Source organism: uncultured Brachyspira sp. (genome assembly GCF_944393015.1).
Lineage (GTDB): Bacteria > Spirochaetota > Brachyspiria > Brachyspirales > Brachyspiraceae > Brachyspira.
The window spans coordinates 65015-89622 of the sequence record NZ_CALXYQ010000008.1 but is presented as its reverse complement, the minus strand read 5'-3'; the positions used below and the strand labels follow the sequence as shown (position 1 = coordinate 89622).

The window sequence follows — 24608 nt, the reverse complement described above, 5'->3', positions numbered from 1 at the left end:
TTGATTATCCCAATATATAGTCGCAAGATATTTTCATATATTTAAATTTTTAATTAAAAGCTATTTAATAAAGATTTCCTTTTTATATGTTTAAACTATATTATATCAAGTAGCTTTATATGTAAAGATTAAAAATATTATTAATATATTTAATATAGACTACATATTTATGTTATAAAAATTATCTTATATACTTCAATAAAATCCTATATAATAACTATATTTTATTTTTCAAAAACTATTTTGATATATTAATAATATGATAATTATTAATTGACATTATTATTATATGTAGTATAATTACTGTATATAGTTTCTTAAAATTTTTTTTCTATTAAAAATAGGAGTTTGATTATGAAAAAATATCTATATTCTTTATTTATCATAGCATCAATGATATTTATTTCCTGTTCTTCAGGAGGTTCTAATTCTAATGCAGCAGGAGATAAAGTATTTAAAATCGGAATACTTCAATTAATAGAACATGATGCATTAGATGCTTCATACAGAGGTTTTGTTGATGGACTTAAAGAAGCAGGATATGAAGATGGTAAAAATATTATTATAGATTATCAAAATGCTCAAGGCGAACAGGCTAACTGTGTAACTATAGGACAAAAGTTCGTTAATGATAAAAGTGATTTGATTTTGGCAATAGCAACACCAGCAGCTCAGGCAGTTGCAAATATGACAAAAGATATACCTATACTTGTTACAGCAGTTACAGATCCTGCAGCAGCAAAGCTCGTTGCTGATAATAATGCACCTGGAGGAAATGTTTCAGGTACTTCTGATTTAACACCTGTAGAAGCTCAAATAGAATTATTAAATGAAATTACTCCTAACTTAAAAACAGTAGGACTTTTATATTGTTCAAGCGAACAGAATTCAGTATTCCAAATGGATATAGCAAAAAAGAAATTAGATTCTATGGGAATAAAATATATAGATGCAACAGTAACATCTGCTAATGAAATACAGCAGGTTGTTCAAAGCGTAGTTGGAAAAGTTGAAGCTATTTATACACCAACTGATAATATGATTGCAGCTGGTATGGCTACAGTTGCTTTAGTTGCTGAACCTGCTAAACTTCCTGTAGTTTGCGGCGAGGGCGGTATGACTATGTTAGGCGGTACTGCTACTTATGCTATAAGCTATTATGAACTTGGAAAATTGACAGCTACTCAGGCAGTTGCTATATTAAAAGGAGAAAAAAAGCCTGCAACTATGCCTATAGAAACATTAAAAACTTTTGATTTGGTAGTTAATACTAATATGGTTAATAGCATTGGCATAACAATACCAGAATCATTATATAATAAGTAAAATTAATAAATTAACTAATATAGGAATACAAATATAGTTTGTCAGAAAATAAAGTTGTATTTTTCTTTTTATATTTGTGGCTTTACTCACTTTGGTGCTGAACCTGGCTTCTTTTGCTAATAGTCCATACTCGGTGGACAATATCCGCCTTTGGCATGCCATATGCGAAGCTAGTTTACAGTGAGAAGTGTGTCTATGACAGGCGAATGGCTATATTTTTTATATGTAAGATAATTTTAGCATGATTTAGTACTAACTTTATACTTGCACTTTTTGGTTCTTTTTGCGGCGGGAAAAAGAACAACAAAAACTTTTTAGTATAAATTAATAAAAAGCTAGTTGATAGTTGGAAATATTAAAAGCTATAGATTATTAGATGATAATTTAGTTGTCATATAATTAAAAGCTAGTTTATATCTGTAATTTATTATAATTGGTAATAATAAATTACAATTTTATAAGAAATAGTAAGAGGATAGTATGGAAGGGATTTTTTTAGCAATAGAAGGTGCAGCATCTCAGGGTATCATTTGGGGAATAATGACTCTTGGGGTTTATATTACATTTAAGGTTTTGGATTTTCCGGATTTGACTGTTGATGGAAGTTTTGCTTTAGGCGGTGCAGTAAGTGCTATACTTATATCTAATGGTATGAATCCTTTTATAACTTTGTTTTTTGCTTTTTTGGCAGGTTCTTTGGCTGGATTTGTAACAGGTTTTTTAAATACTAAATTGCAAATACCCGGAATATTAGCAGGAATTCTTACAATGATTGCATTATATTCTATTAATATTAGAGTTATGGGAAACAGACCTAATATACCGCTTTTGGGAATAGATACTTCTTTAACTATTATTCAAAATATGCTTTCATTGAGTAAAGTTTTATCAGATTTGCTTGTAGGATTTATATTCTCTGTAATAATAATAGCTTTGATGTATTGGTTTTTCGGTACAGAAATGGGCTGTGCTATAAGGGCTACAGGTAATAATGAAAGAATGATTAGGGCATTAGGTGTTGATACTAATGTTATGAAAATAATAGGACTTATGATATCAAATGCTTTGGTTGCTTTATCCGGTGCTTTGGTTACTCAGAGTCAGGGATATGCTGATGTAGGTATGGGAACTGGTACTATAGTTATAGGGCTTGCCTCTGTTATAATAGGGGAGGTTGTATTTGGTAATAGATTCTCATTCTGGTACAAATTGGCTTCTGTTGTAATGGGTTCTATAATATACAGAATAATAATAGCTATAGTTCTTCAGTTGGGATTAAAGGCTACAGATTTAAAACTTCTTACCGCTATAATAGTTGCTATTGCTCTTTCAGTGCCTGTAATTAATAGAAAAGTTACAAGAGTAGTAGGCGGAAAAAGAAAATAATATTTGGGGGCGTTTATGTTAGAATTAAAAGAAGTTTATAAAACATTTAATAGAGGCACTATCACAGAGAAAAAAGCCATTAAAGGTGTTAATCTTAAATTAAATGACGGAGATTTTGTAACAGTTATAGGCGGAAACGGAGCAGGAAAATCCACTCTTCTCAATTTGATTGCCGGAGTTTATGAAGTTGATTATGGTACAATATCGGTTGACGGAGTAGATATCACAGATAAGAAAGAGTATGCAAGGGCAGGACTTTTCGGCAGAGTTTTCCAAGATCCTATGGTTGGTACCGCTTCTAATATGGGTATAGAAGAGAATTTGGCACTTGCTAAAAGAAAAGGTAAAAGAAGAACTTTAAGATGGGGTATAACAAGAGCCGAAAGAGAAGAGTATGTGGAAAAATTAAAAAGACTTGATTTAGGACTTGAAACAAGGCTTCAGTCAAAAGTAGGGCTTTTATCAGGCGGACAAAGACAGGCATTAACTTTGCTTATGGCTACTTTAAAAAAACCCAGACTTTTATTATTAGATGAACATACTGCGGCACTTGACCCAAAAACAGCTAAAAGAGTATTAGATTTAACAGAAGAAATCATCAGAGAAGATAAGCTAACAGCATTTATGGTTACTCACAATATTAAAGATGCTATTCATTACGGAAACAGACTTATAATGATGAATGATGGTAATATCATATATGATGTTTCAGGTGAAGAGAAAAAATCTTTAGAGATAGCTGACTTGCTCAAGAAATTTGAAACTGCTGACGGTTCTTTAAGCGATAAATTATTATTATCATAATTAAAATATAATTAAATTAAAATATAAAAAATAACTCCTAACGACTATATGAAGTTAGGAGTTTTTTATATAAATAATTATTATTTAAATCTTTCGCCTGTACTATAATAGTAAACCCATTTAGCTATATTTTCTGCATGATCTCCCATCTTCTCAAAATATTTAGCTATCATCATTAAATATATAGCCTGATCGGCATTTTCAGCACCGCTTTTAATAAGCTCAACCATAGAATCACGCATTTTGTAGAATAGCTTATCAACCTCATCATCTTTTGCTATAACATTTTTTGAAAGTTCAGCATTTTTTTCTTTGAAAGCATTTAGACAATTAGTTATCATATATTCTATTATGTTTGACATCTCTATTATAATATCAAGATTCTTCTTATATATATTTCCTTCTAATAAGAATCTAAGCAAGTCGCATATATCCTTTGCCTGATCTCCGATTCTCTCTAAATCTGTAGCTATCTTTAATGCTGATGATACTATTCTTAAATCTGTAGCAACAGGCTGTTCTAATAAAAGCATTTTTAAAGATGAGCTTTCTATTTTATATGATATTCTATTTATGTTTCTGTCATTTTCTATTACTTGATTTGCAATTTCAATATCTCCATTAGTTAATGCTTTGGTAGAATTTCTTAAAGCCTCTAATATCATGTCGCCTGCTTCAGTAACATGTTCTATCAATTTATTTAATTCTTCAAATTTTTTCATTTTTATCTCCGTTTCTTATTTTGTTATGCTTTACAAATTTATAAATAAAAGTTTATATTCATCAATAATAATAAATTATTAATTAACCGAATCTTCCTGTAATATATCTTTCTGTTCTTTCATCTTTAGGTTTTGAGAATATTTCTTCTGTGTTGCTGTATTCTACAATTTCACCAAACAAGAAGAAAGCAGTTTTATCAGATACTCTCATAGCTTGCTGCATATTATGAGTAACTATTACTATAGTGTATTCATTTTTTAATTCATCTATTAATTCTTCTATTTTTCCTGTACTTATTGGATCTAATGCACTTGTAGGTTCGTCCATAAGCAGTATTTTAGGATTAACGGATAATGCTCTTGCTATGCATAATCTTTGCTGCTGACCTCCAGACAAACCTAAAGCATTTTTATTAAGTCTGTCTTTTATATCGTCCCAAAGAGCCGCTTTAGTTAAACTATATTCAACTATTTCATCTAATTTAGATTTCTTTTTTATTCCAAAAGTTCTAGGGCCGTAAGCTATATTATCATAAACACTCATAGCAAAAAGGTTAGATTTTTGAAATACCATTCCCACATTCTTTCTTAAATATGATACATTTACATTTTTATTATATATATTAACCCCAGCTATTTCAATGTCGCCTTCTATTCTGCAGTTTGGAACTAAATCATTCATTCTATTAAATGTTTTTAATAGGGTAGACTTTCCGCATCCTGAAGGCCCTATAAAAGCTGTTACACTATTTTTAGTTATATCAATATTAATTTTTTTTAAAGCTTGAAAACTTTCATAATATAAATCTAAATCTTTTACTTTTATAGCTGTATCAGTATTAAAGTCAAAATTTACATTATTGTTTGTTGTATTATTTATATCATTACCCATTTTTTATCCTTTCAATAATATTATTAATAATCTTTCTTTAACTTCGTATTAACAATAAATAGTGAAGCATTAAGAAGTATAACCATAATAAGCAAAATACTGGCAGTTGCAAAAGTCTGATTAATATATAAGCCTTCACTTGAGAACATCCACATCATAACTGAAAATGAACTTCCAGGACTTAAATAACCTTTAGGCATATATCTTACTGCACCAGCTGTATATATCAAAGCAGCACTTTCACCTACTATTCTTCCTATACTTAAAATGACAGAGGTCATAATACCAGAAAAACCACAAGGCAATACAATTTTAAATATTGTTCTTACTTTTGAAGCTCCCAAAGCCAAACTTCCTTCACGCAAACTTGTAGGTATTGATAATAATGTTTCTTCTGTTTGTCTTATTATAGATGGCAGTATTATTAAAACTAAAGTTAATGAACCTGCTAATATACTTCTTCCTATACCAAATAGATTAGCGAATACTAACATACCGAAAAGACCGAATACTATTGATGGAATTCCTGATAAGCTGTCGGTAAATATTCTAATTACAGATATTAATTTACTTTTAGCTTTTGAATATTCAGTTAAGTAAATAGCTGCAAACACTCCTAAAGGTATTGCTATTATAAGCGACATAAAAAGCATCATACCTGTTGAAACTATTGCAGGCAATAATGTCATTTGAGAGTTATTACTTTTTCCAAATAATAAATTGAAATTGATATGAGGTATTCCCCTTATTAAGATAAATAATACTATAAATACTAGAAGCAATGTTGATACTGCAGCAGCAAATACTGAAATATATTTTAATGCATCAGCTTTTATAGTTGATACTTTCATTTTTATATTTTTGAAAGAAAAGTCATTTACATTGGCTTTTAATTCTTTATTCTTGCCGAAAAGACTAGAGAAAGAAAATGAAAAATATAAATTATTTCTTTTTAATAGTGAAAGTACTATATTAATAATGAGTATGAATAATAATAATACAAAAGCTGTAGCTATTAATGCAGATCTATGAATTCCTGTTGCATATCCCATTTCTAAGGCTATATTAATAGTCATAGTTCTAAAATATGAGAATAAATCTTTAGGTACAAAAGGTGCATTTCCAGCAACCATCATAACCGCCATAGTTTCACCAATAGCCCTTCCCATACCAAGTACTATAGCAGAAAATATGCCTGATTTTGCAGCTTTAACAATAACTCCAAAAATAGCCTGTGAATGAGTATTTCCTAAAGCTATTGCCCCATCATAATAATATTTATACACAGCTTCTAAATTATATTTTGTAATAGATGTTATTGTAGGAAGTATCATCACTGCAAGTATTATAGAACTAGCCAATACTCCTTCGCCCACATCATTTGGAGAAATGTTTTTTAAAAAAGGTACTAATACTACCATACCAAAAAAACCGTAAACTATTGAAGGTATTCCAGCAAGTAAGTCTATAACTTGTGATAATACTATCTTTAATTTTTTTGGGCAGAACATTGATATATAAACTGCAGTGAAAAAACCAAATCCTCCGCCTAATAATGTGGCAAGAATTGTTACATATATAGAACCAATTATCATTGGTAATATTCCAAAATCTTTTGATGATGGAGACCAATTCATACCAAAAACGAATTTGAAAAATCCAACTTCTTTAAATACTGGAATACTATAGATAAATATAAAAATACATATTGAAAATACAACTATAACAGAAAATATAGAACATATAAAAAATACATATCTCATAACATTATCTAGTATTTCATTAACTATATGTTTATTAATATTGTTATCCAAAATACATATCCTAAATTAAATTATTTTTATGACATTGAAATAAAAAAGTCGATATACAAAAATTAATTTGTATACCGACCTTCATTATTTTATCAATTAGCTACATACCCGTTTTCATTTATAACCGCTTTCCCAGCTTCACTATTAATAAAATCTAAGAAAGCCTTAGTACCTTCATCTAATTCAGCACCTTTTTTTGTGAATATGTAGAAAGGACGATAAAGTTTATATGTATCGCTCTTTATATTTTCTACTGATGCAGGAACATATTCATTTTGTCCTTTTGCTTTGTAAGCTAAAGGTTTGATAGTATCATCAATAGAACCCAAAGAAATATATCCTATTTTTGAAGCATCACTGCTTACAGAAGTTTTTACTTTTCCAGTACCATCTAATATTTCAACTGTTGCAGGTAATGGAGATTCTTTTCCTATAGCAGTTAAATCTGTAAAAGCACTTCTAGTACCAGAACCATCTTCTCTTGAAATAGATTTAGTTATATTGCCTATTGCAGTATTATTCATATAAAGATTGTATAATTCTTCTTCGCTTATTTGAGTAATTTCAGCATCTTTGTTAGCGATAATAACTATACCGTCTTGGCATAATAAATAAGTGTCTAAATTAGGTAATTCATCTTCTTTCAAATTTCTTGAAGCCATGCCTATATTGTTGTTGCCGTTTATAGTGTCTTGAACTCCAATAGTTGAATCAGAAGTTTCTACTGTTACAGTGTAATTAGAATTTACTTCTTCAAATTTTTCAGCTAATTTGAACATTAAAGGTGAAACAGAAGAAGAGCCTGTTATCACAATGTCAGTAGGGCTTGAAGCACCACCGCCGCAAGAGATAAGTCCGAATAGACTTACAAGAGTTAAGAAAATCAAAATCTTTTTCATAATATTGATTCGCTCCCATATAATTTTTTTGTGTTTGTTAAATTTAACGTGAACCTTATATACTATAAAAATAAATATGTCAATATGGAATTTGAAATTTAATTTTAAATTTTGAATTTTTTAAAGAAACTATACCTAGCTATATATATGAAAGAAATCATAATAATTTAGTAAAAGTTAACATAATATTAAAATATGTTAACTGAATTATGTTAATAACATATTAATTAAATCCTTAATTAAGTCTAAAATTACATATAAAAAAATTTACTTTTATGAGAATTTTTTTCAGCAGAATAAAATATTATATTTATTGCTAATAAAAATTGTTTGCTCTAAAGCTCTGTTAAATAAATTTACTAGAGGCTCACAATTTTTATGAATAGCTTTATAATATTTAAAAAAATTATTTTTTAACAAAAACAACAAGAAAGCAAATCAATATTTTTTATATAAACAAGGATTCTATATTATATTATAAAAAATAGCAATAGGTTATAAAAAATTTTTAAAAAATAAATAGGCACTATAACAAAAGTTATAATGCCTAATAGGGTATATTTATATTGATTTTTATTATGTACAAGATTCACAAACTTCATCTAACTCAAAATTAGACTTAGGAGTTTTCATATAATAAAGAGTCTTTAATCCCAAATCCATAGCATATTGAATATCGTCCCAAAGCTCTTTAGCAGAATCAGGTTTTACATAATATAAATTCAATGACTGAGATTGATCTATATATCTTTGTCTTACAGCGGCAAGCTCTATTATAGTTTTTGCAGGAATATTCCAACATCTTTCATAGTACTCTCTATTTTTTTTGATATTAGGTACTAAGCTAGGGAGTGTTTGTATTCCTTCTTCTATAAAGAATAAATCTACTATAGGTTCTATACTTTCTGTTGCAGATACGCTTTTTCCTGATGTAGCAGTAGGGGCTATTGCTCCATGGAATGAAAATCTCACACCATTATTTTTTATATTTTCTGCAAGCTTATCCCATTTTTCTTTATCTACACTTACATTAAGATTATTCTTTTTGTTGTTATTTAATAATGATATATGAAATGGAGTTAATCCCTCTTTCCATTTGGATTCATTGAAAGTTTTATAAGGTCCTCTCTCTCTTGCTAATATATTAGATGCTTCATATATATGATAATATAAATCATCGAAAACTTTATTTGTAAATTCCAAAGCTTCTTTATCAGTATATTTTAATTTATTTGAAGCAAGTAAGTTAGCATAATTTATAACGCCTATTCCTATAGGTCTGTTCTTTTTATTAGCAATTTCACCTTCTTTAACAGGATAGAATTGAGTATCTATAATATTGTCGCATCCTCTTAAAAGAGTGTAGCAGAATGATTTTTTCTTTTCAGGTGAGAAATTTACCCAAGACATTAAATTTACAGACACCAAATTACATATACCTATCTCACCGCTTTTCTTTCTCTGTATGATTTCATATTCTCCGTCTTCATTAATGACATATTTTTCTTTTATAAGTTTAGAAGGGTAGGAAGGTATTACTATTTCCTGACAGAGGTTTGAAGCTCCTACGAATCTATTAACCATATTCTGTTCATTAATATTGTCTACAAAGGTTAAATATAAATTTCCTGTTTCCTGTCTTACTTTTAATATTTGAAATAATAAATCCTTAGCTTTTATTTTCTTTTTTCTTATAGAAGATTTACTTTCATAATACATATAAGCAACATCAAAATTTTTTCCGTATTCTTCGTTTAAAAGAGGAGTTTCTTTAGGATCGAATAAAGTTACATATCCGTCTTTATTAACTCTTTCTCTGAATATATTACTTATTCTAATAGAATAAACTAATTTCCTAGCTCTGGTATCTTCAGTACCGCCGGCATCTTTAAGCATAATCAAATCAAGTACATCTAAATGCCACCAAGGAAAAGTAATAACGCATGCACCTTTACGAACTCCGCCTTGATTGAATGATGATATAGTTTGCTCAACTCTTTTTATAAAAGGTATAGGGCCGTCAGAACGTCCTCTATTAGTTTGTATTGTAGAACCAGCTGCCCTTATATATGAAGCATCATAAGCTATACCGCCTGAAAATTTTGAGTATAATGCCATATTTCCGTCTGTTTGATTCAAGCTCCAAGTATCATCAGCAGGGGTGTTTAATATACAGCTAGCTAATTGTGCTTTTATTGTCATACTGTTTGCTATTCTAGGTGTTGCAAAAGTAATTTCATGTCTTGAAAGCATATCATAAGTTCTCTTAATATATTTAAGTCTTTCAGATTTGCTTATTTCTAATTTATCTTTGTTTTCCCCTTTATAATAATCATCATAGAATGAAAACATAGCAGCTACCATATATGTTATTTGGGGAAGCTCTAATTTTTTGTTTCCTATATTTTTACAATATTTTTTATAGAATATTGCAAGTCCTTTATATGTGAATAATAAATCTCTGTTAGGATCTATCATAGAATTTATTTTATCTAGTTCTTTATCTGTAAAAAGCTGAATTATATCCTTATCATATATTTTATATTTTATACCTTTTTTTAAGAAATTTTTTATATGAGGATATGAACCTATTTTTTTTAATCCGCATGTTTCTTTATATATTTTCATTAAATAAAGTTTTTCTGCTATTGTATCATACATAGGGTATAGCGGACTTATCATGTTAACAGCAGTATTTATGAGTTCATCATATAATACTTCTATTTTCATTTTATCATTTATTTTAATATTAAGCCCTTCAAGAAGCTGATTAGTGAAAGCCTCTTTACCTTCTGTAGCCCAATCTATAACTTTTCTTAATTTTTCTTCATTAAAAGGCTCTTCTCTGCCGTCTCTTTTAATGATTATATGTTTTTTATCTTTTGTAAGTTCTATCATAATTTAACCCTGATAATTATTTTTTTATTTTGAAAATTAAGCATAAATTATAAATCGTTTTTCAAAGCACCTTTTTGATAAGAGGTGTTGGTTGTTTCCTGTAACGCAGCATTCTGTTTGTTTATATCTCTATAGCTGTTAAACCAGTCTATGATATCTGATTTTTTCTCATTATATTGAGATTCAACTCCTAAATCTCTTAATCTAACCCCTGCCCAATATTTTATAAAGTGTTCGCTTACTGAAGAATTAATACCTGCTACCTCATATCCATCAAAAAGGTATTTAGCCCATTTTATTTCTTCGTTAACAGTAAATTCTGTCATAGCTTTAGCCATATCATTAAACCAACCGCTTTTAAATAAATGTGTAAAACCCTGATCATTTTCTTTTCTAAGTATATTCATTACATTTTTACCAGTAGGTACATGAGTATTTAATTCATCATGTGCTATCAATTTAATAGTCTTTGTGAATCCTGCTATTGCATTGTCGTAGTTATTGTTAATTGTGAAAGTTACAAGAAAAGAGAATGGAAACTTCACACTTTCAAGCAAATATATTCCCATAAGTAATTTTAATACTGCTTGTTTTTTTTCATCTAATGTTGCTGGAGAATTTTCTAAATTACATAGTTCATCAACATTTCCGAATAATTCTACCTCTTTTTCCATTCTATGCTTGACAAATTCATCATTATATACTAAATCTAATGTGTCTGTTGCCTCATGTCCGAATACTTCAGAAAGTCCGTAGGAATAACTTTCAGCATGTATATTTTCCTCTATAGCTATTCTTGCATATAAAATAGACCATATTGAGCTTGTAACTATTCTGTTTAATATTGATGAAAATCCTGATGTAACACCGCTGTCCATCAAAGTTTGATATGCTATATTGAGTTTAAATGCTCTTTGTGCATCTTGAGGTAATGAAGAGAATCTTGTTTTATCAGATTTATAATCAACTTCTTTTGAAAACCAAGTGTTTCCTTCACTAGCTTCTTTCAATTTTCTAGCCACTTCATGACTTACAGAATCTATTCTTAAATAATGCCCAAAATCTCCAAAAAATATTTTTTCATTTTCAGGTTTTTTGTCTATATCTATTACTTTCATATTTTCTCCGAGATCTTTTATTTCAAAATAATTTTGAGTTTAATTAGGTATTCTAATTTTCTTTTTTATATTTGTCAAGGATATATTTTATTTATTTTATAGGTATTTTATTATACATATACTACTAATAAAAAATATTTTATTAATAATAATATAATTTTTATATTATTTGAGATTATGAAAATATTTTGAATATAATTTATAGATATTATTTTATTGACTTTTATTGTTTATACTATTATTATATATTATGTTAATCTGTATATAGTAATGAGGCTAAATAATGAAATTGAATAATAAAATTTTATATAAATTTCCAATATTAATACTATTTATAATATTATTGTCATGTTCCAATAGTCAGGAAGAAATTGAACAAAAAGAAATAGACAGAGGCGGAGCATTAATAGATAAAATAATATATGAAGTGAGAACAGATATGACAATAGCTATTAAAGATGTGGCAGACGGCAGAGCTGATTTAATGGCAAGCGGAATAGACGGAAGTACATATTTATCATTAGGCGAAACTGATTTAGAGAAACTTGATACTTATGCAGTACCTTCAGGTTCTTGGTCTTTACTATTTAATCCGGTACCGAATAAAGCCCCATATACAGTTACAACAAGAGACGGAAAAACTCATTTTAATCCTTTGGCTATAAAGGAAGTAAGATTTGCTATGAATTTTTTGATTGACAGAAAAAAACTTGTTGATGAAATTTTAAGAGGAGCAGGACAGCCTTCATTTACACAAGCTACACCGGGACAGCCGGGTACATACAGATATAATCTTATCCCTTCAAAAATGGGTATTACAGAAAACGGCAATCAGGAAAAAGCTATTAATGATATAAATAAAGCTATGGAGAAAGCAGCTAATCTTCCAGAGAATAGGGGTAAACTAGTAAAAGAAAATGGCTGGTGGAAATATAACGGAGAAGTAGTAACTATTAAATTTGTTATAAGGGTTGATGATCCTACAGGAAGACTTCCGGCAGGTAATGCAATATCCGATTTAATAGAGAAAACAGGAATAAAAGTTGAAAAATTATTATATGATAGAAATAAGTCTACACAGGTAGTATATGGATCTGATCCAAAAGATTATGAATGGAATATTATAACAGAGGCTTGGGGGGCAGGTGCTACTCGTGCTTGGTGGGACGTTACATTAAGACAGATGTATGTAAGAGAAGGTAATTATATGCCGGGAGCTAATGTCGCTGAGTTTTGGAATTATGATAATAAAGAGGCTTCAAGAATAAGCGATAAAAATTCAAATGGATGGTTCTTGACTGCTGATGAATATTGGAATGGCAACATGCGTTTGCAGGAAATAGGACTTCAAGATGCAGTTAGAATATATTTAAGCTCTCAGACTCAGTTTTTTGTGGCAAATAAAGAAAGATTCAATAGAAGAATGCTTTATGGTGTAGGCGACGGTATAAATGATTGGTCTATAAGAAGTGCTGATATAAAACCGAATAGAAATGGTGAAAAAGTATTGAGAGTTCTTCAGCATTCTGCACAAGGTTCATTATTTATAAGTCCTTGGGATCCTGTTGGAGTTGGAGGATTTTCCGATGCTTATTCTGCTATAATGATAGGTCCTTGTTCTGATGCAGGTGCTTCATTTGAATCGCCTTCTACAGCAAAAACAGAATTCATACTTGGAGATCCCGATACTAATAGTTTAGAAATAGGAGTTAGAGCAGGAAATAATGGTATACCTGTTGGTACTGTGAAAGTTCCGCAAAATGCTAAAATGTACAATCCTTATACTCAGAAATGGGAAGAGGGTTTAACTGTTAAAGTTGATGATAAAGGAGAGTTAGTTTATACAAAATCAGATAATCTTACTGCCTATGTAAAATGTGATTTCAAGCCTAAAAGTTTTAAATGGCATCATGGCATAGATTCATCTTTAGTTGATTTAATGTATGGAAGTGTATTCATTGCTAATATAATAACAAAAACTAATGAAAACGATAAATATTATGATTCTGCTATGGCTGGAAGATATCTTTCTGCTATGGACGGAGCAGTTGGAAGTGTTATAAATGAGGATGGAAGTTTTACTGTTTATGGAAATTATTATTGGCCTATGGATATGAACAGACAAATTGCTATTGCTTCAGTAGGACCTAAAATAGGTAATCCTAATAGAAATACTGTTATTCCTTTCGAGATAAATGAAGCTATAATGAAAATTGTTCTTGAGGGTTCTAAATCTGGAAATGTTTATACTATTTCACAGGATCAGTCTTTAACCTCTATAGATGTAAAAAATCCTACATGCGTATCTGATATAAAAGAAAAATTGATAGAAATGAGTGATTCCGAGTATATACCTGCTGGAATAGAAGATTTTATAACAAAAGAAGAAGCTGTTAAAAGATACCAGGCTGCTATTGATTTTATAGATAAATACGGACATGCTTATATATCAAATGGACCTTTCTTTATTTCAAGAATAGATTCTAAAGCTAATTATATAGAATTAACTGCTTTCAAAGATTATGGCTACACTGCTGAATATTGGATTGAAAAATTATCTACAAAAATGAGCAGAATAGAAGATATTGATATGCCTGCTATAGCAAATAGAAACAATGATATGAATATAGATATTTATGTTTCTTCATATAATTATCCAGATAATGCATTAGAGATGCCTGACCCTAATACAACAGTAAAAATATTGCTTCAGTTGCCAAATGGAGGCGAAAAGGAATATAATGCTGTTTTAGAAAATGATGTATTCAAACTTACTATACCAAAAGAAGAATTATCATCACTTCCTAGAGGAAATTATATTGTTGTTATAGAATCATATATTGCAGATGAGACACCTTATATAGAAACTAGGAATTTTGTATTACAATAGGGTAGTATATATATTTTTTATATTAATCTCTTTTAATTTATTTAAAATATGTTATCATATTTAGAAAATAACTTGCGGGGAATAGTTTGTTTATGGAAAATTTGGATAACAATAATTTGGATAATAACAATAATAATGAAAATAATAATTTGATTAATAATAATCAAAACAATTCAAATAATAATGTAAATTCTACTATTCAAAAAGTAGATAAAGCTAAAGAAGCTGAAGAAAATAAAAAATATATATTTAAAGTAGCTGTAGTAGCTTGTGCTATTGTATTCGTACTTCTTGTAGGTGCTGGTATACTTGTAGGTTTGTTCTTATTTGTAAAGAGCAAATCTGATATGGAGAAAATGGTTATAAACTATGAAATATACAGTGAGGAAATATATAAGAAAAAGTACGGAGATAGTATTGTAAAAGAAATGGTTAATAATAATGGTGCTGATGTTAATGAAACAGGTGATAATAATCAAAGCCCATTATTTTATGCTGTACAAAATAATAATATAAAAGCTGTAGAATTTCTAATAGAAAATAAAGCAGACACAGAAATAGCTAATGATTCAGGAATTACTCCTTTAATACTAGCTATAAGCAATAATAATACAAAAATTGCTGAACTTCTTATAAAAGAAGGAAAAGCTAATGTATACGGTTCTTATACAGGTAATGATATAGTAAAATATCCAATGTATTATGCTGTTGCTCAAACTAATAAAACTATGATAGAACTTCTATTAAAAAATTCATTTGATTTAAAAAGAGAACCTTCACTTTTAAGTTATGCTATTGCTAATAGTGATGAAAGTATAGTTCGTTATTTAATAGATAATGGGGCAGATATCAATTATAAAAATGCCGATGGAACTACAGTACTTTATAATGCAGTTTTATCGCTTAATCCTGCATTAGTAGATTATTTCGTATCTAAAGGTGCTAAAATAGAAGATGCTGGTGAAAGCGATATGTATGGTAATATAATAATGGCTGCAGCCGGCTCTAAATTCAATAATACAAGTTCATCTCCTGTTGATTTAGTATTAGTTCAGCAGAAATCTGCAGACAGTGCTAAAGTTATGAGTAAAATAATCACAAATATAAATAAAAATACATTAAATAGACTTATCAATGGAAAAAATGCATTAATAATAGCTGCTGGAAATTCATATATAGATACTGTAAAAGTGCTTCTTACAAATGGGGCTGATGTAAATTCAGCTGATAATGACGGATGGACTTCTTTAATGTATGCTGCTAATAACGGTGATATTGAACTTGCTAAAGTTTTAATAGAAAATAAAGCCAATGTTAATGCTAAAAGCTATGAAGAGAAAACACCTCTTTTATATGCTATGAATAGTCCTATAGAATCAAGCAGAAATGATATGATAAATCTTTTAATAGAAAACAAAGCAAACATCAATGTAGAAGACAGTAATGGGCTTAGTCCTTTAACTGTTGCTGTTATGAATAATGATGTTGAGCTTACAAAGTTATTAATAGCTAATAAAGCTAATCTTTCAGTTGTAACTAAAGACGGAGAGAGTTTAATTGAATATGCTATCAATAATGATAATGTTGATTTGCTTCAGATATTAGTAGAGGCAGGTGCTGATATAAACTATGCTGGTATATCAAGTTATACTCCTTTAATGATAGCTGCTAAAAGCGGAGCTGAAAATATAGCTAGAATATTATTAACTCAGAAAGTAGATATTAATGCTGTTGATAAATATGGTGATACAGCTTTACATATAGCTTCTGAATATTCAAAACTTCCTATTGTAAGAATGTTATTAGAAAAAAAGCCTAATCTTAATATACAAGATCAAAATGGAGATACTCCTTTACATAAAGCTGTTAATTCTGGAAGTGTTGATATAGTAAGTGAATTAGTATTATCTGGTGCTGATGTTATGGTTAGAAATAACAGAGGAAACTATCCTATTGATATAGCTAGAGATAATAATAACAGTGCTATATTCGAGATATTAAAAGAAGCCGAAGAAAAACAGAATAATAATTAATAAAGTATTATACTATTTATACCGTTAATGAAAGCAGTGATAATTTAAATTATAAGCTGCGAATCATGAAGAAAATAATATTATTATTTGTTTTTATATTTAGTATAAGCCTATATCCTAAAATAGGCATGAAAGAATCAACTATAGTAGAGAAAAAAGACTATGGTTATATAGTTTATGCTGAGGATTATTATAGGCTTTATGCATTACCATCCTATTATGCTGAATATGACTTGCTTAGAAACGTAGATTATCTTGAAAGAGCATTAGATGCCCCTTTCGATTTTGTTAATAGAGCTTTAACTATTATAGAGACAGAGGAAGCATATACAAGATATAAAGATCTCATGCACATGCAGTTTAATTATCTTATAACTCAAAATTATATTTATCTTGCCGGACTTTATGATAAAAAAAATTATTATTTCTATAATTCTCAATTTGATGAGGATATAAAGAAAAGTTTTGAATATGCTGTATTTTTCTATAATTTAGCTAAGGAAAGATGGGCAGTTACTAAAGAATTAGCAGAAAAAGTTATGAAAAATAAAGCTAAATTAGAAATGGATAATTTGATTGATAAAGCATATAAAATAGCACTTGGAGAAATAGACTATAATAAAACAGCAGATAGGCAGCTTAAACATATAGATGAAATTTTACAAGAAATGGAAAATTGATTAATCATAAAAAATAAAAAATGGGAAGTAAATTATGTTTAAGGCAATGAATAAATACTATGAGATTAATCTTGATAAACTCATAGAACTAAAAGAAATGATATCTAAAGAAAATATAGAATTAACATGTGTTAATCCTAAAGGTATAAGTATTATTGTGCCTGGTAATTGTTTAGATATTCTTTTACAAGAGAAAGATAATGTTTTATTAAAAGATTCTAAATATTACATATCATCATTTTCTAATAAATTTTTTAATTTGAATAACCCTCAAACAAATAAAAATAATGTAGTTGAAGGATCAGATGATAGTAAATTCAATGAATATGAATATTTTTATCATATATATAAAAATTGTATATCAAAAAATGAGAAATTAAAAACAGCTAATGATAATCTTTTAAACAGAATGGTAAAAGAGAAACCAAATAATAGACTTTATTTATTAAAGCCATATTTAGATCAATTAAAGTTAGAAGCTAAAACACCTAAAGTAACTCCTGAAATAGCACCAAATATAGAGCGTTTATTGACTGGAATGGGTATTGTTGGAAGATTAGATTTTATAAGACATCTAAAATATATAAAAAGTTCCAGTAAAAACCGTAATGATACTGTTAATACAGAAACTGAAATTATGATTTCTAGTATAATGAATAGTATAGTAACATATTTGGAAAAAGAATATTTTTATAGAGATATATTTGATAATTTAGATATGCTTGATGATTCTAATATATTAAGTCATAGTAATAGAGTTTGTATACTTATGATAGAATTCTTATACTATTATAATAATATATTTAATAAGGGATTAAGCAGTAAATTAAGACAGGATTATAAGAATCTTTATTTTGAAAAATATAAAACTATTTTAAGCAGATTTAATCTTGTAAAAAGCATAGAGAAGCTAGAAAATGTATATAGACTTGGAATAAGAAAATTTACAGGTTCTGAAATAGTAAGTTATGCTATAGGTGCTTTTTATCATGATGTTGCTATGCTTAATATGATAGATTTTGTTCCTACAGATGATTTTATTAAAGACGGAGATTTTAAAGATTTCCATACTGCTAAAGCGTACTATTTTTTAAAATATGTTCTAAATCAAAGAGAAGAATCCTGCTTATCAGTTGGACTTCATCATGAATGTTATGGTTATGGAAGCGGAATATTGAAGAATTTCTTTGATAAAAAGATAAATGATCCTAAACATAAAGTTGATTTTCTAATGTCTTTTGAGCCTGAAGATATAATAAATGCTGAATGTTTTGCTTATTTTCCAGCTAAAATGTTAGAAGTAGTGGATATATATGATACATTAACATTTATGGAAGGAAGCAGAAATAAAAATCCTGAAGAAGTAGTATTTTTTATGAAAAAGATGTTTACAGAAAATAAAATAGCTGTAGATCCTATAGTATTAGATTTGTTTATACAATTCTTATCAAATGTAAAGGGTGTTGATATTATAGAGGAATAACATTATAATTTATTTCATAATTATATTTGACTTTTAACAATAAAAATATATAATCAATCTATTATGTATAATGTTATAGTAGCTGGTTCAACAGATTTTACAAGAGATTGTATCTTACAATTAATGGAATTAGATAATGTTAATCTTAATGGAGTAATAGCTCCTATAGATACTAAAAAAGATAGAAAGGGTAATATTATCAATTCTCCTGTAGTAGAAATTGCATTAGAGAAGCATCTTAATCTTTTTCAGCCTGAAAGCATAAATAAAGATGATTTCTATAATATTTTATTAGATTTATCTCCTGATTTTTTAATAGTGGTAGCTTATGGTAAAATTCTAAATAAAAGAACATTATCATTGCCTAAAATTATGCCTCTTAATATTCATGGTTCTCTTTTGCCTGTACTTAGAGGTGCTAGCCCTGTTGAGCATGCTTTGCTTTATGGATTTGAAAAAAGCGGAACTACTTTACAGAAAATGGATATGAAATTAGATGAAGGCGATATTATACTTCAGCATGAGGTTAATATAGATAAAGATTGGAAGTTTAATGATTTATATGATAAAATAAAAGAAAGCGGTGTATATTTGCTTAAAGAATTTTTCAAAGATACTGATAAGCATATATCTAATATGATAAAGCAAGATGATGCATTAGCTACATATTGCAGTAAAATTAAAAAAGAAGATGGAAAGCTTGATTTTTCGAAGTATGCACTTAGTTTGCATAATATGACAAGGGCTTTTGTTAGATGGCCTACAGCTTACTGTTTTTACAAAGATGTTTCTATAAAAGTTTTTAGTAGTGAATATATATGTAAATTAGACAATAATACTGATTTTGGTAAGATAGTTGATGTTAATAATAATGGTATTTATATAAATGCTCTTAATGGAATATATGTTATAAAGGAACTTCAAAGAGAAGGAAAAAAAAGACAAACTGTTAAAGAGTTTTTATGCGGAAATAAACTAGTTGTTGGAGAATATTTTAATTAAAAGTGGAGTATGATTGTAAATTATGGCTAAAATAAAAGAATTTCTTAATAAAATAATATCCTTTATAAAAAAAATTATCTATAAAATTTTACCTGATGGAATAATCTCTGATCCTAAGTCATTTTTAGTATTTAGAAGATTGATACTTTTTGCTGTTTTGCTTTTTATTTTACAAGGTATCGTTGTAACTTTAATAGTATTTATAGTTGTTAAATCTGGAGGAGAGTCTTTTGAACTTCCAGATGTTCAGGGAAAAGAAATATTTGAAGCATTTAATTTATTAGAAAAAGAGGGTATGAATCTTAATGTGCAGACACATTATTTTAATAATTACCCGCTAGGTACTATTGTAAGTCAGGAGCCTAAAGGCGGAGTAAAGGTTAAAAGAGGAAGAACTGTATATTTGGTAGTTAATGTTGCTGAGCAAGCTATTGTAAAAATGCCGGATGTTACAGGTATGAAGTATGATAAAGCACTTAGTGTAATTAGTAATGAAGTTTTAAATACTATGACAAATGTTAATATTCTGCCTAAAGTAAGTATATCTGATGATATGTACGAAAATGATGTGGTATTATCACAAATTCCAGCTGCAGATGAAGTGGTTGGTGTTAATACTGAAATAATTTTAACAGTTAATAACAGATAATCTTAAATGCAATAATATTTTGTGTAATATGTAAAGAAACAATCTTTTTTTCCGAATATAATATTGGAGAGTTATACAGTGGAAAACAAAGAATGTGAATTTTGCGGCAGCACTAAATCTGAAGTTTATATAAAAACAGATTTGGTAAGCTACAATAAATGTTTAAATTGCGGACTTATATATCAATATCCTGTTTTGAGTCAGGAAGAAATAAATGATATATATAGTGATAATTATTTTGAATATGAGGTTGCCAATCAGGAAAATTTTTTTGGTCTTATGAAGCTCGCTATGAAAGATATAGGCTTTGATAAAATAGAAAGCGAACTTCCTAATAAAAATGTTCTTGATATAGGCTGTGCTACAGGTATGATGTTAAATTATTTGAAGACTAAAGGTTATAATGCACAGGGTATTGAAATATGCTCATCATCTGCTGAGTATGCTAGAAAAAATTATGGTATAACAGTGCATGAAAAACCTTTGCTTGATGTAGGATTTGAAAGTGATTATTTTTCTTTCATACATTTTTCACATGTCATAGAGCATGTTCCTAATCCTGCAGACACTCTTAAAGAAATTTACAGAATACTTGCAAAAGGCGGATATTTAGCAATCACAACACCAAATGCTGATGGTATGTTTGCTAAAAAATATGGAGGAGCTTGGAGAGCTGTAATGCCGCAGCATCTATGGCTATTTTCAAAGACTACATTGTCTAAATATATGAAAAGTATAGGTTTTAATATAATCAGTGATTTTTCTTGGGGTTCTATACCTGTAGAGAAGAAGCCCAATAAATTTATTAAAACTTTTTTTGATAAATATGTTAAATTATTTAATAGAGGAGATGTTATGCTCTTCTTATGTAAAAAAGTTTGAATATACTGATTCGTTTTGTAAGGAGAATATATGGCTAAAGAAGTTACAACACAAACATTATCAATTGATCCTAATAATTATGAATTTTATTATGATAATCTTGTAAATACAAGAGAAATTTACGATCAAATTGTTGATGTTGATAGCAATGATCAAAATTTATATGAGGAACTTTTAAAAAATTATGTTCGTCCTGGAGATGCCGTATTAAAATCAATTTCAAAACGAGAAGGTGTAAAAGCTAGTAAAAATGTAAAATTTGATAAAATGACAGGACTTTACAAAAGTACTGTTTATGGATATGTATTTTATGATGAGCTTAAGTCTGTTTCTATTATTCCAGTTATCAATGTAGCTGATAAATGGAGAGGTGTAATGGTTCTTCCTCCTCAAAAGCGTCAGAAAAAACAGCTTGTACTAGAGGAAATACAAACTATTATATCTCAAATACCTATAAAATTAATGGTTAATTATGATAAAATAACTGAACTTGTAGAGTATAATTTGAAATATGATGAAGGCGTTATGTGTGTCTTTGTTGAAGGCAGAAAACCTATAGATGGTAACGTTCAGAAAGTAATACTTGATTATGATTTTACTTTAGATAGCGGAAAAGAATCAGAAACAGGTGCTATAGACTTTAAAGAGAGAGGTTTCATTCATAATATAGAAGCAGGAGTTCAAATAGCCCACTTTATGGAAGAAAAACCTTCTATTGATGGACTTGATATATATGATGTTTTAATGGAAGCTCATCATGATGATGATCCTTGCTATAAATTAGGAAAAAATGTTGTTGTTGATCCTGATGGTATTACTATTAGAAGCGGTATCAGGGGAATATTAAGCAATCATAATAATACTTTATCAGTAAGTACTGTAGCTGAAATAGATAAGGTAGATTTATCAACAGGTAATATAGAAGTTAATGGTTCTCTTATCATTAGAGATAATGTTGCTCCGGGATTCTCTATAAAAACAGAGGGTGATATATATGTACATGGTAATATTGAGGATGCATATATAGAATGTGCTGGTAATTTAATAGTTTCCGGCGGTATAATAGGAGGCCCTAACAGTACAATACATGTTAATGGAAAGATGTATTCTCAATTCATTAGGAATGCCAACATAATATGTAAAGGCGACGTATTATCTCAGCAGCTTGTTAATGCTGAAATAGCTGGAAATGATAGAGTTATAATATTAGAAGGTAAGGGCGTTATCATAGGCGGTAATGTAAAGGCCTTGAATGGTGTTTGGGCTAAAAGTATAGGCTCTATGAGTGAATCAAAAACTACAATTACAGTTGGAAGAGATGCTGAAACTGATGCAGAGTTTAAAAATATTGTTGCAACAGTTAAAACAAATAAAGAAGAGATGAGTAAGATTAAATCCCTTCTAGGTACAGAGTATTTCAAAAATCCAAAAGCATTTATTCAAATAATACCGCCTAATAAAAGAGAGGGAATAAAAGATATACTTAGAAGAATCACAAATCTTGTAAGAGAAACAGCTCAATTAGAGGCTAGAAGAGATGAAATGAGTGCTGAATTTGAAAAATTATCTCATAGCAGCATAACTTCTATGGAAGGATTTTTCCCTGGAGTTACAATATATATTTCAAGTATGAGAAAATATATATCTAAAAAGATTTCAGGAACAGAGTATTTCTATTCAAAAGAACTTAGAGATATATCAGAGAAAGCTCCTAAATTATTACCTTTGGAAGAATATGATTTTCCTAGAGAAGTAAAAAGAGATTAATCTTTTAAGGTAAATATAAAAAATGAAAATAACAGTCATACATGGACAGAATCATAAATGCTCAACATACAATGCAGCAAAAATGCTTTATGATAGATTAGGCTGAGAAGTTACAGAATTTTTTCTTCCTAGAGATTTTAGTTCTTTTTGTGTAGGCTGTAATAATTGTTTTATAAAATCTGAAACTTTATGTCCTCATTATGAGAAATTAAAACCTATTACAGATGCTATGGATAATGCTGATATAATAATATTGGCAAGTCCAGTGTATGTGTACCATGTAACAGGTGCTATGAAGGCTTTTTTGGATCATTATGGTTACAGATGGATAGTTCACAGACCAAATGAATCTATGTTCAAAAAACAGGCTGTATGTATTTCTATTGCTGCAGGCGGAGGAATGAAAAACACTTGTAAAGATATGGCGGACAGTACTTTCTTTTGGGGTGTAGCAAAAACATATAGTTATGGATTTGCAGTAAGAGAAGTTACTTGGAATAATGTTAAAGACGAAATAAAAGATTCTATTGCAAGAAAAATGGATTTAGCTGCAGAAAAAATAAAAAGAGAATATGGTAAAGTTAAGCCTTCTATAAAAACAAAGATATTTTTTAAGATAATAAAGTCATTGCATAAAAAGAAAAATTTTACTGAGAATGATTTTAATTATTGGAATGAGAGAGGTTGGCTAAACAATACAGTTCCTTGGAAAAATTAATTTTGAATTAATGGACTTGTTTCAAAACTATTTATAAATAATTTTTTAAGTTTGTCAACTGATTCACTTTATGTAGAATTATCAACTTTTTTTCGGGCTTCGCCAAAGTTGCTGCCTACCTAAAGGTACTTCCTCCGGTCGCAGGCACGCTTTGGAAAACGCAATTAATAGAACTTTATATTTTAATTATGTTTATTAAATATATCATAATATACTAAAAAATTTTTAACTTTATCAAAATTAGTTTTTGTATTGCTATTATTTTCGGGGGCTAGACCCCAAACCCCCAGTTCTTTTGTTGACACAAAGAACCTATATCCTCGACAGGCTCGGATACGCTTCGCGAAAGACTGCATTTTTAACCTAAATTTTAGGTATTACCATACATTTAATATATATTGTAATAATATAAGGTTGTAGCACTTGCGTTTTTTGCAACTTTTTTGTGCTACAAAAAAGTTGATAATACATTTACAAAATATAAAAATTGACAAAATATAGTTGTTTACTTATACACTGATTATACTAATAATTATATAACTAATTTTATAAATAAGTTTTGAAATAAGTCTAATAATATAAAAAGACAAGACTAGAAAATTAGCCTTGTCTTTCATTTTTAGTTATAATTATCAATTATGATTT

General features: G+C 28.6%; 18 protein-coding genes. 12 read left to right on the top strand and 6 right to left on the bottom strand.

Features of this window, described 5'->3' with window-relative positions:
- Positions 1-354: 354 nt before the first annotated feature.
- From Q0K19_RS04770 to Q0K19_RS04760, 3 genes are all read left to right on the top strand, one after another.
- Complete coding sequence (locus Q0K19_RS04770; RefSeq protein WP_297245851.1) at positions 355-1326, top strand: ABC transporter substrate-binding protein; 972 nt, start codon at positions 355-357, stop codon at positions 1324-1326.
- Positions 1327-1806: 480 nt separating this feature from the next.
- A complete protein-coding gene (locus tag Q0K19_RS04765) occupies positions 1807-2712 on the top strand; it encodes an ABC transporter permease (protein WP_297245849.1) in 906 nt (301 codons plus the stop codon).
- A 15-nt stretch (positions 2713-2727) separates the two neighbouring features.
- Positions 2728-3516 (top strand): ABC transporter ATP-binding protein, encoded by a 789-nt coding sequence (locus Q0K19_RS04760; protein ID WP_297245847.1) that lies wholly within the window; start codon positions 2728-2730, stop codon positions 3514-3516.
- An 80-nt stretch (positions 3517-3596) separates the two neighbouring features.
- Here the strand turns inward: Q0K19_RS04760 and phoU are convergent, their stop codons facing one another.
- The 6 genes from phoU to Q0K19_RS04730 all read right to left on the bottom strand — a co-directional run bounded on the left by phoU (position 3597) and on the right by Q0K19_RS04730 (position 11859).
- Entirely contained in the window at positions 3597-4238 is a 642-nt protein-coding gene (phoU, locus tag Q0K19_RS04755) for a phosphate signaling complex protein PhoU (protein WP_297245845.1), read from the bottom strand.
- Positions 4239-4320: 82 nt separating this feature from the next.
- Positions 4321-5130: a phosphate ABC transporter ATP-binding protein PstB gene (pstB, locus tag Q0K19_RS04750; protein ID WP_297245843.1), complete on the bottom strand. Its 810-nt coding sequence runs from the start codon at positions 5128-5130 to the stop codon at positions 4321-4323.
- 23 nt (positions 5131-5153) lie between these two features.
- Positions 5154-6944 carry a phosphate ABC transporter permease subunit PstC gene (gene pstC / locus Q0K19_RS04745; RefSeq protein WP_297245841.1) on the bottom strand — a complete coding sequence of 597 codons (1791 nt, stop codon included), beginning with the start codon at positions 6942-6944 and terminating at the stop codon, positions 5154-5156.
- Between the two features lie 92 nt (positions 6945-7036).
- Complete coding sequence (locus Q0K19_RS04740) at positions 7037-7843, bottom strand: substrate-binding domain-containing protein (protein ID WP_297245840.1); 807 nt, start codon at positions 7841-7843, stop codon at positions 7037-7039.
- 576 nt (positions 7844-8419) lie between these two features.
- Positions 8420-10741, bottom strand: a complete 2322-nt coding sequence (locus Q0K19_RS04735) for a ribonucleoside-diphosphate reductase subunit alpha (protein WP_297245838.1) — start codon at positions 10739-10741, stop codon at positions 8420-8422.
- Positions 10742-10788: 47 nt separating this feature from the next.
- Positions 10789-11859, bottom strand: coding sequence for a ribonucleotide-diphosphate reductase subunit beta (locus tag Q0K19_RS04730; RefSeq protein ID WP_048594394.1), 1071 nt, complete (start codon positions 11857-11859; stop codon positions 10789-10791).
- Positions 11860-12142: 283 nt separating this feature from the next.
- On the opposite strand from Q0K19_RS04730, the gene Q0K19_RS04725 reads away from it, so the two are divergent.
- From Q0K19_RS04725 to Q0K19_RS04685, 9 genes are all read left to right on the top strand, one after another.
- On the top strand, positions 12143-14749 hold the full coding sequence (locus Q0K19_RS04725; RefSeq protein WP_297245836.1) for an ABC transporter substrate-binding protein: 2607 nt from the start codon (positions 12143-12145) through the stop codon (positions 14747-14749).
- Positions 14750-14841: 92 nt separating this feature from the next.
- Entirely contained in the window at positions 14842-16782 is a 1941-nt protein-coding gene (locus tag Q0K19_RS04720) for an ankyrin repeat domain-containing protein (protein ID WP_297245834.1), read from the top strand.
- Positions 16783-16847: 65 nt separating this feature from the next.
- Complete coding sequence (locus Q0K19_RS04715; RefSeq protein ID WP_014488022.1) at positions 16848-17462, top strand: hypothetical protein; 615 nt, start codon at positions 16848-16850, stop codon at positions 17460-17462.
- Positions 17463-17496: 34 nt separating this feature from the next.
- Entirely contained in the window at positions 17497-18945 is a 1449-nt protein-coding gene (locus tag Q0K19_RS04710) for a hypothetical protein (protein ID WP_297245831.1), read from the top strand.
- Positions 18946-19008: 63 nt separating this feature from the next.
- Positions 19009-19947 carry a methionyl-tRNA formyltransferase gene (fmt, locus tag Q0K19_RS04705; protein ID WP_297245829.1) on the top strand — a complete coding sequence of 313 codons (939 nt, stop codon included), beginning with the start codon at positions 19009-19011 and terminating at the stop codon, positions 19945-19947.
- Between the two features lie 22 nt (positions 19948-19969).
- The gene (locus Q0K19_RS04700) at positions 19970-20596 is read left to right on the top strand and encodes a PASTA domain-containing protein (RefSeq protein WP_297245827.1); all 627 of its coding nucleotides are present in this window, start codon (positions 19970-19972) and stop codon (positions 20594-20596) included.
- Positions 20597-20674: 78 nt separating this feature from the next.
- Positions 20675-21478 (top strand): class I SAM-dependent methyltransferase, encoded by an 804-nt coding sequence (locus Q0K19_RS04695; RefSeq protein ID WP_297245825.1) that lies wholly within the window; start codon positions 20675-20677, stop codon positions 21476-21478.
- Between the two features lie 30 nt (positions 21479-21508).
- Positions 21509-23245: a DUF342 domain-containing protein gene (locus Q0K19_RS04690; RefSeq protein ID WP_297245824.1), complete on the top strand. Its 1737-nt coding sequence runs from the start codon at positions 21509-21511 to the stop codon at positions 23243-23245.
- A gap of 172 nt (positions 23246-23417) precedes the next feature.
- Positions 23418-23963, top strand: a complete 546-nt coding sequence (locus Q0K19_RS04685; protein ID WP_367172133.1) for a flavodoxin family protein — start codon at positions 23418-23420, stop codon at positions 23961-23963.
- Positions 23964-24608 lie beyond the last annotated feature (645 nt).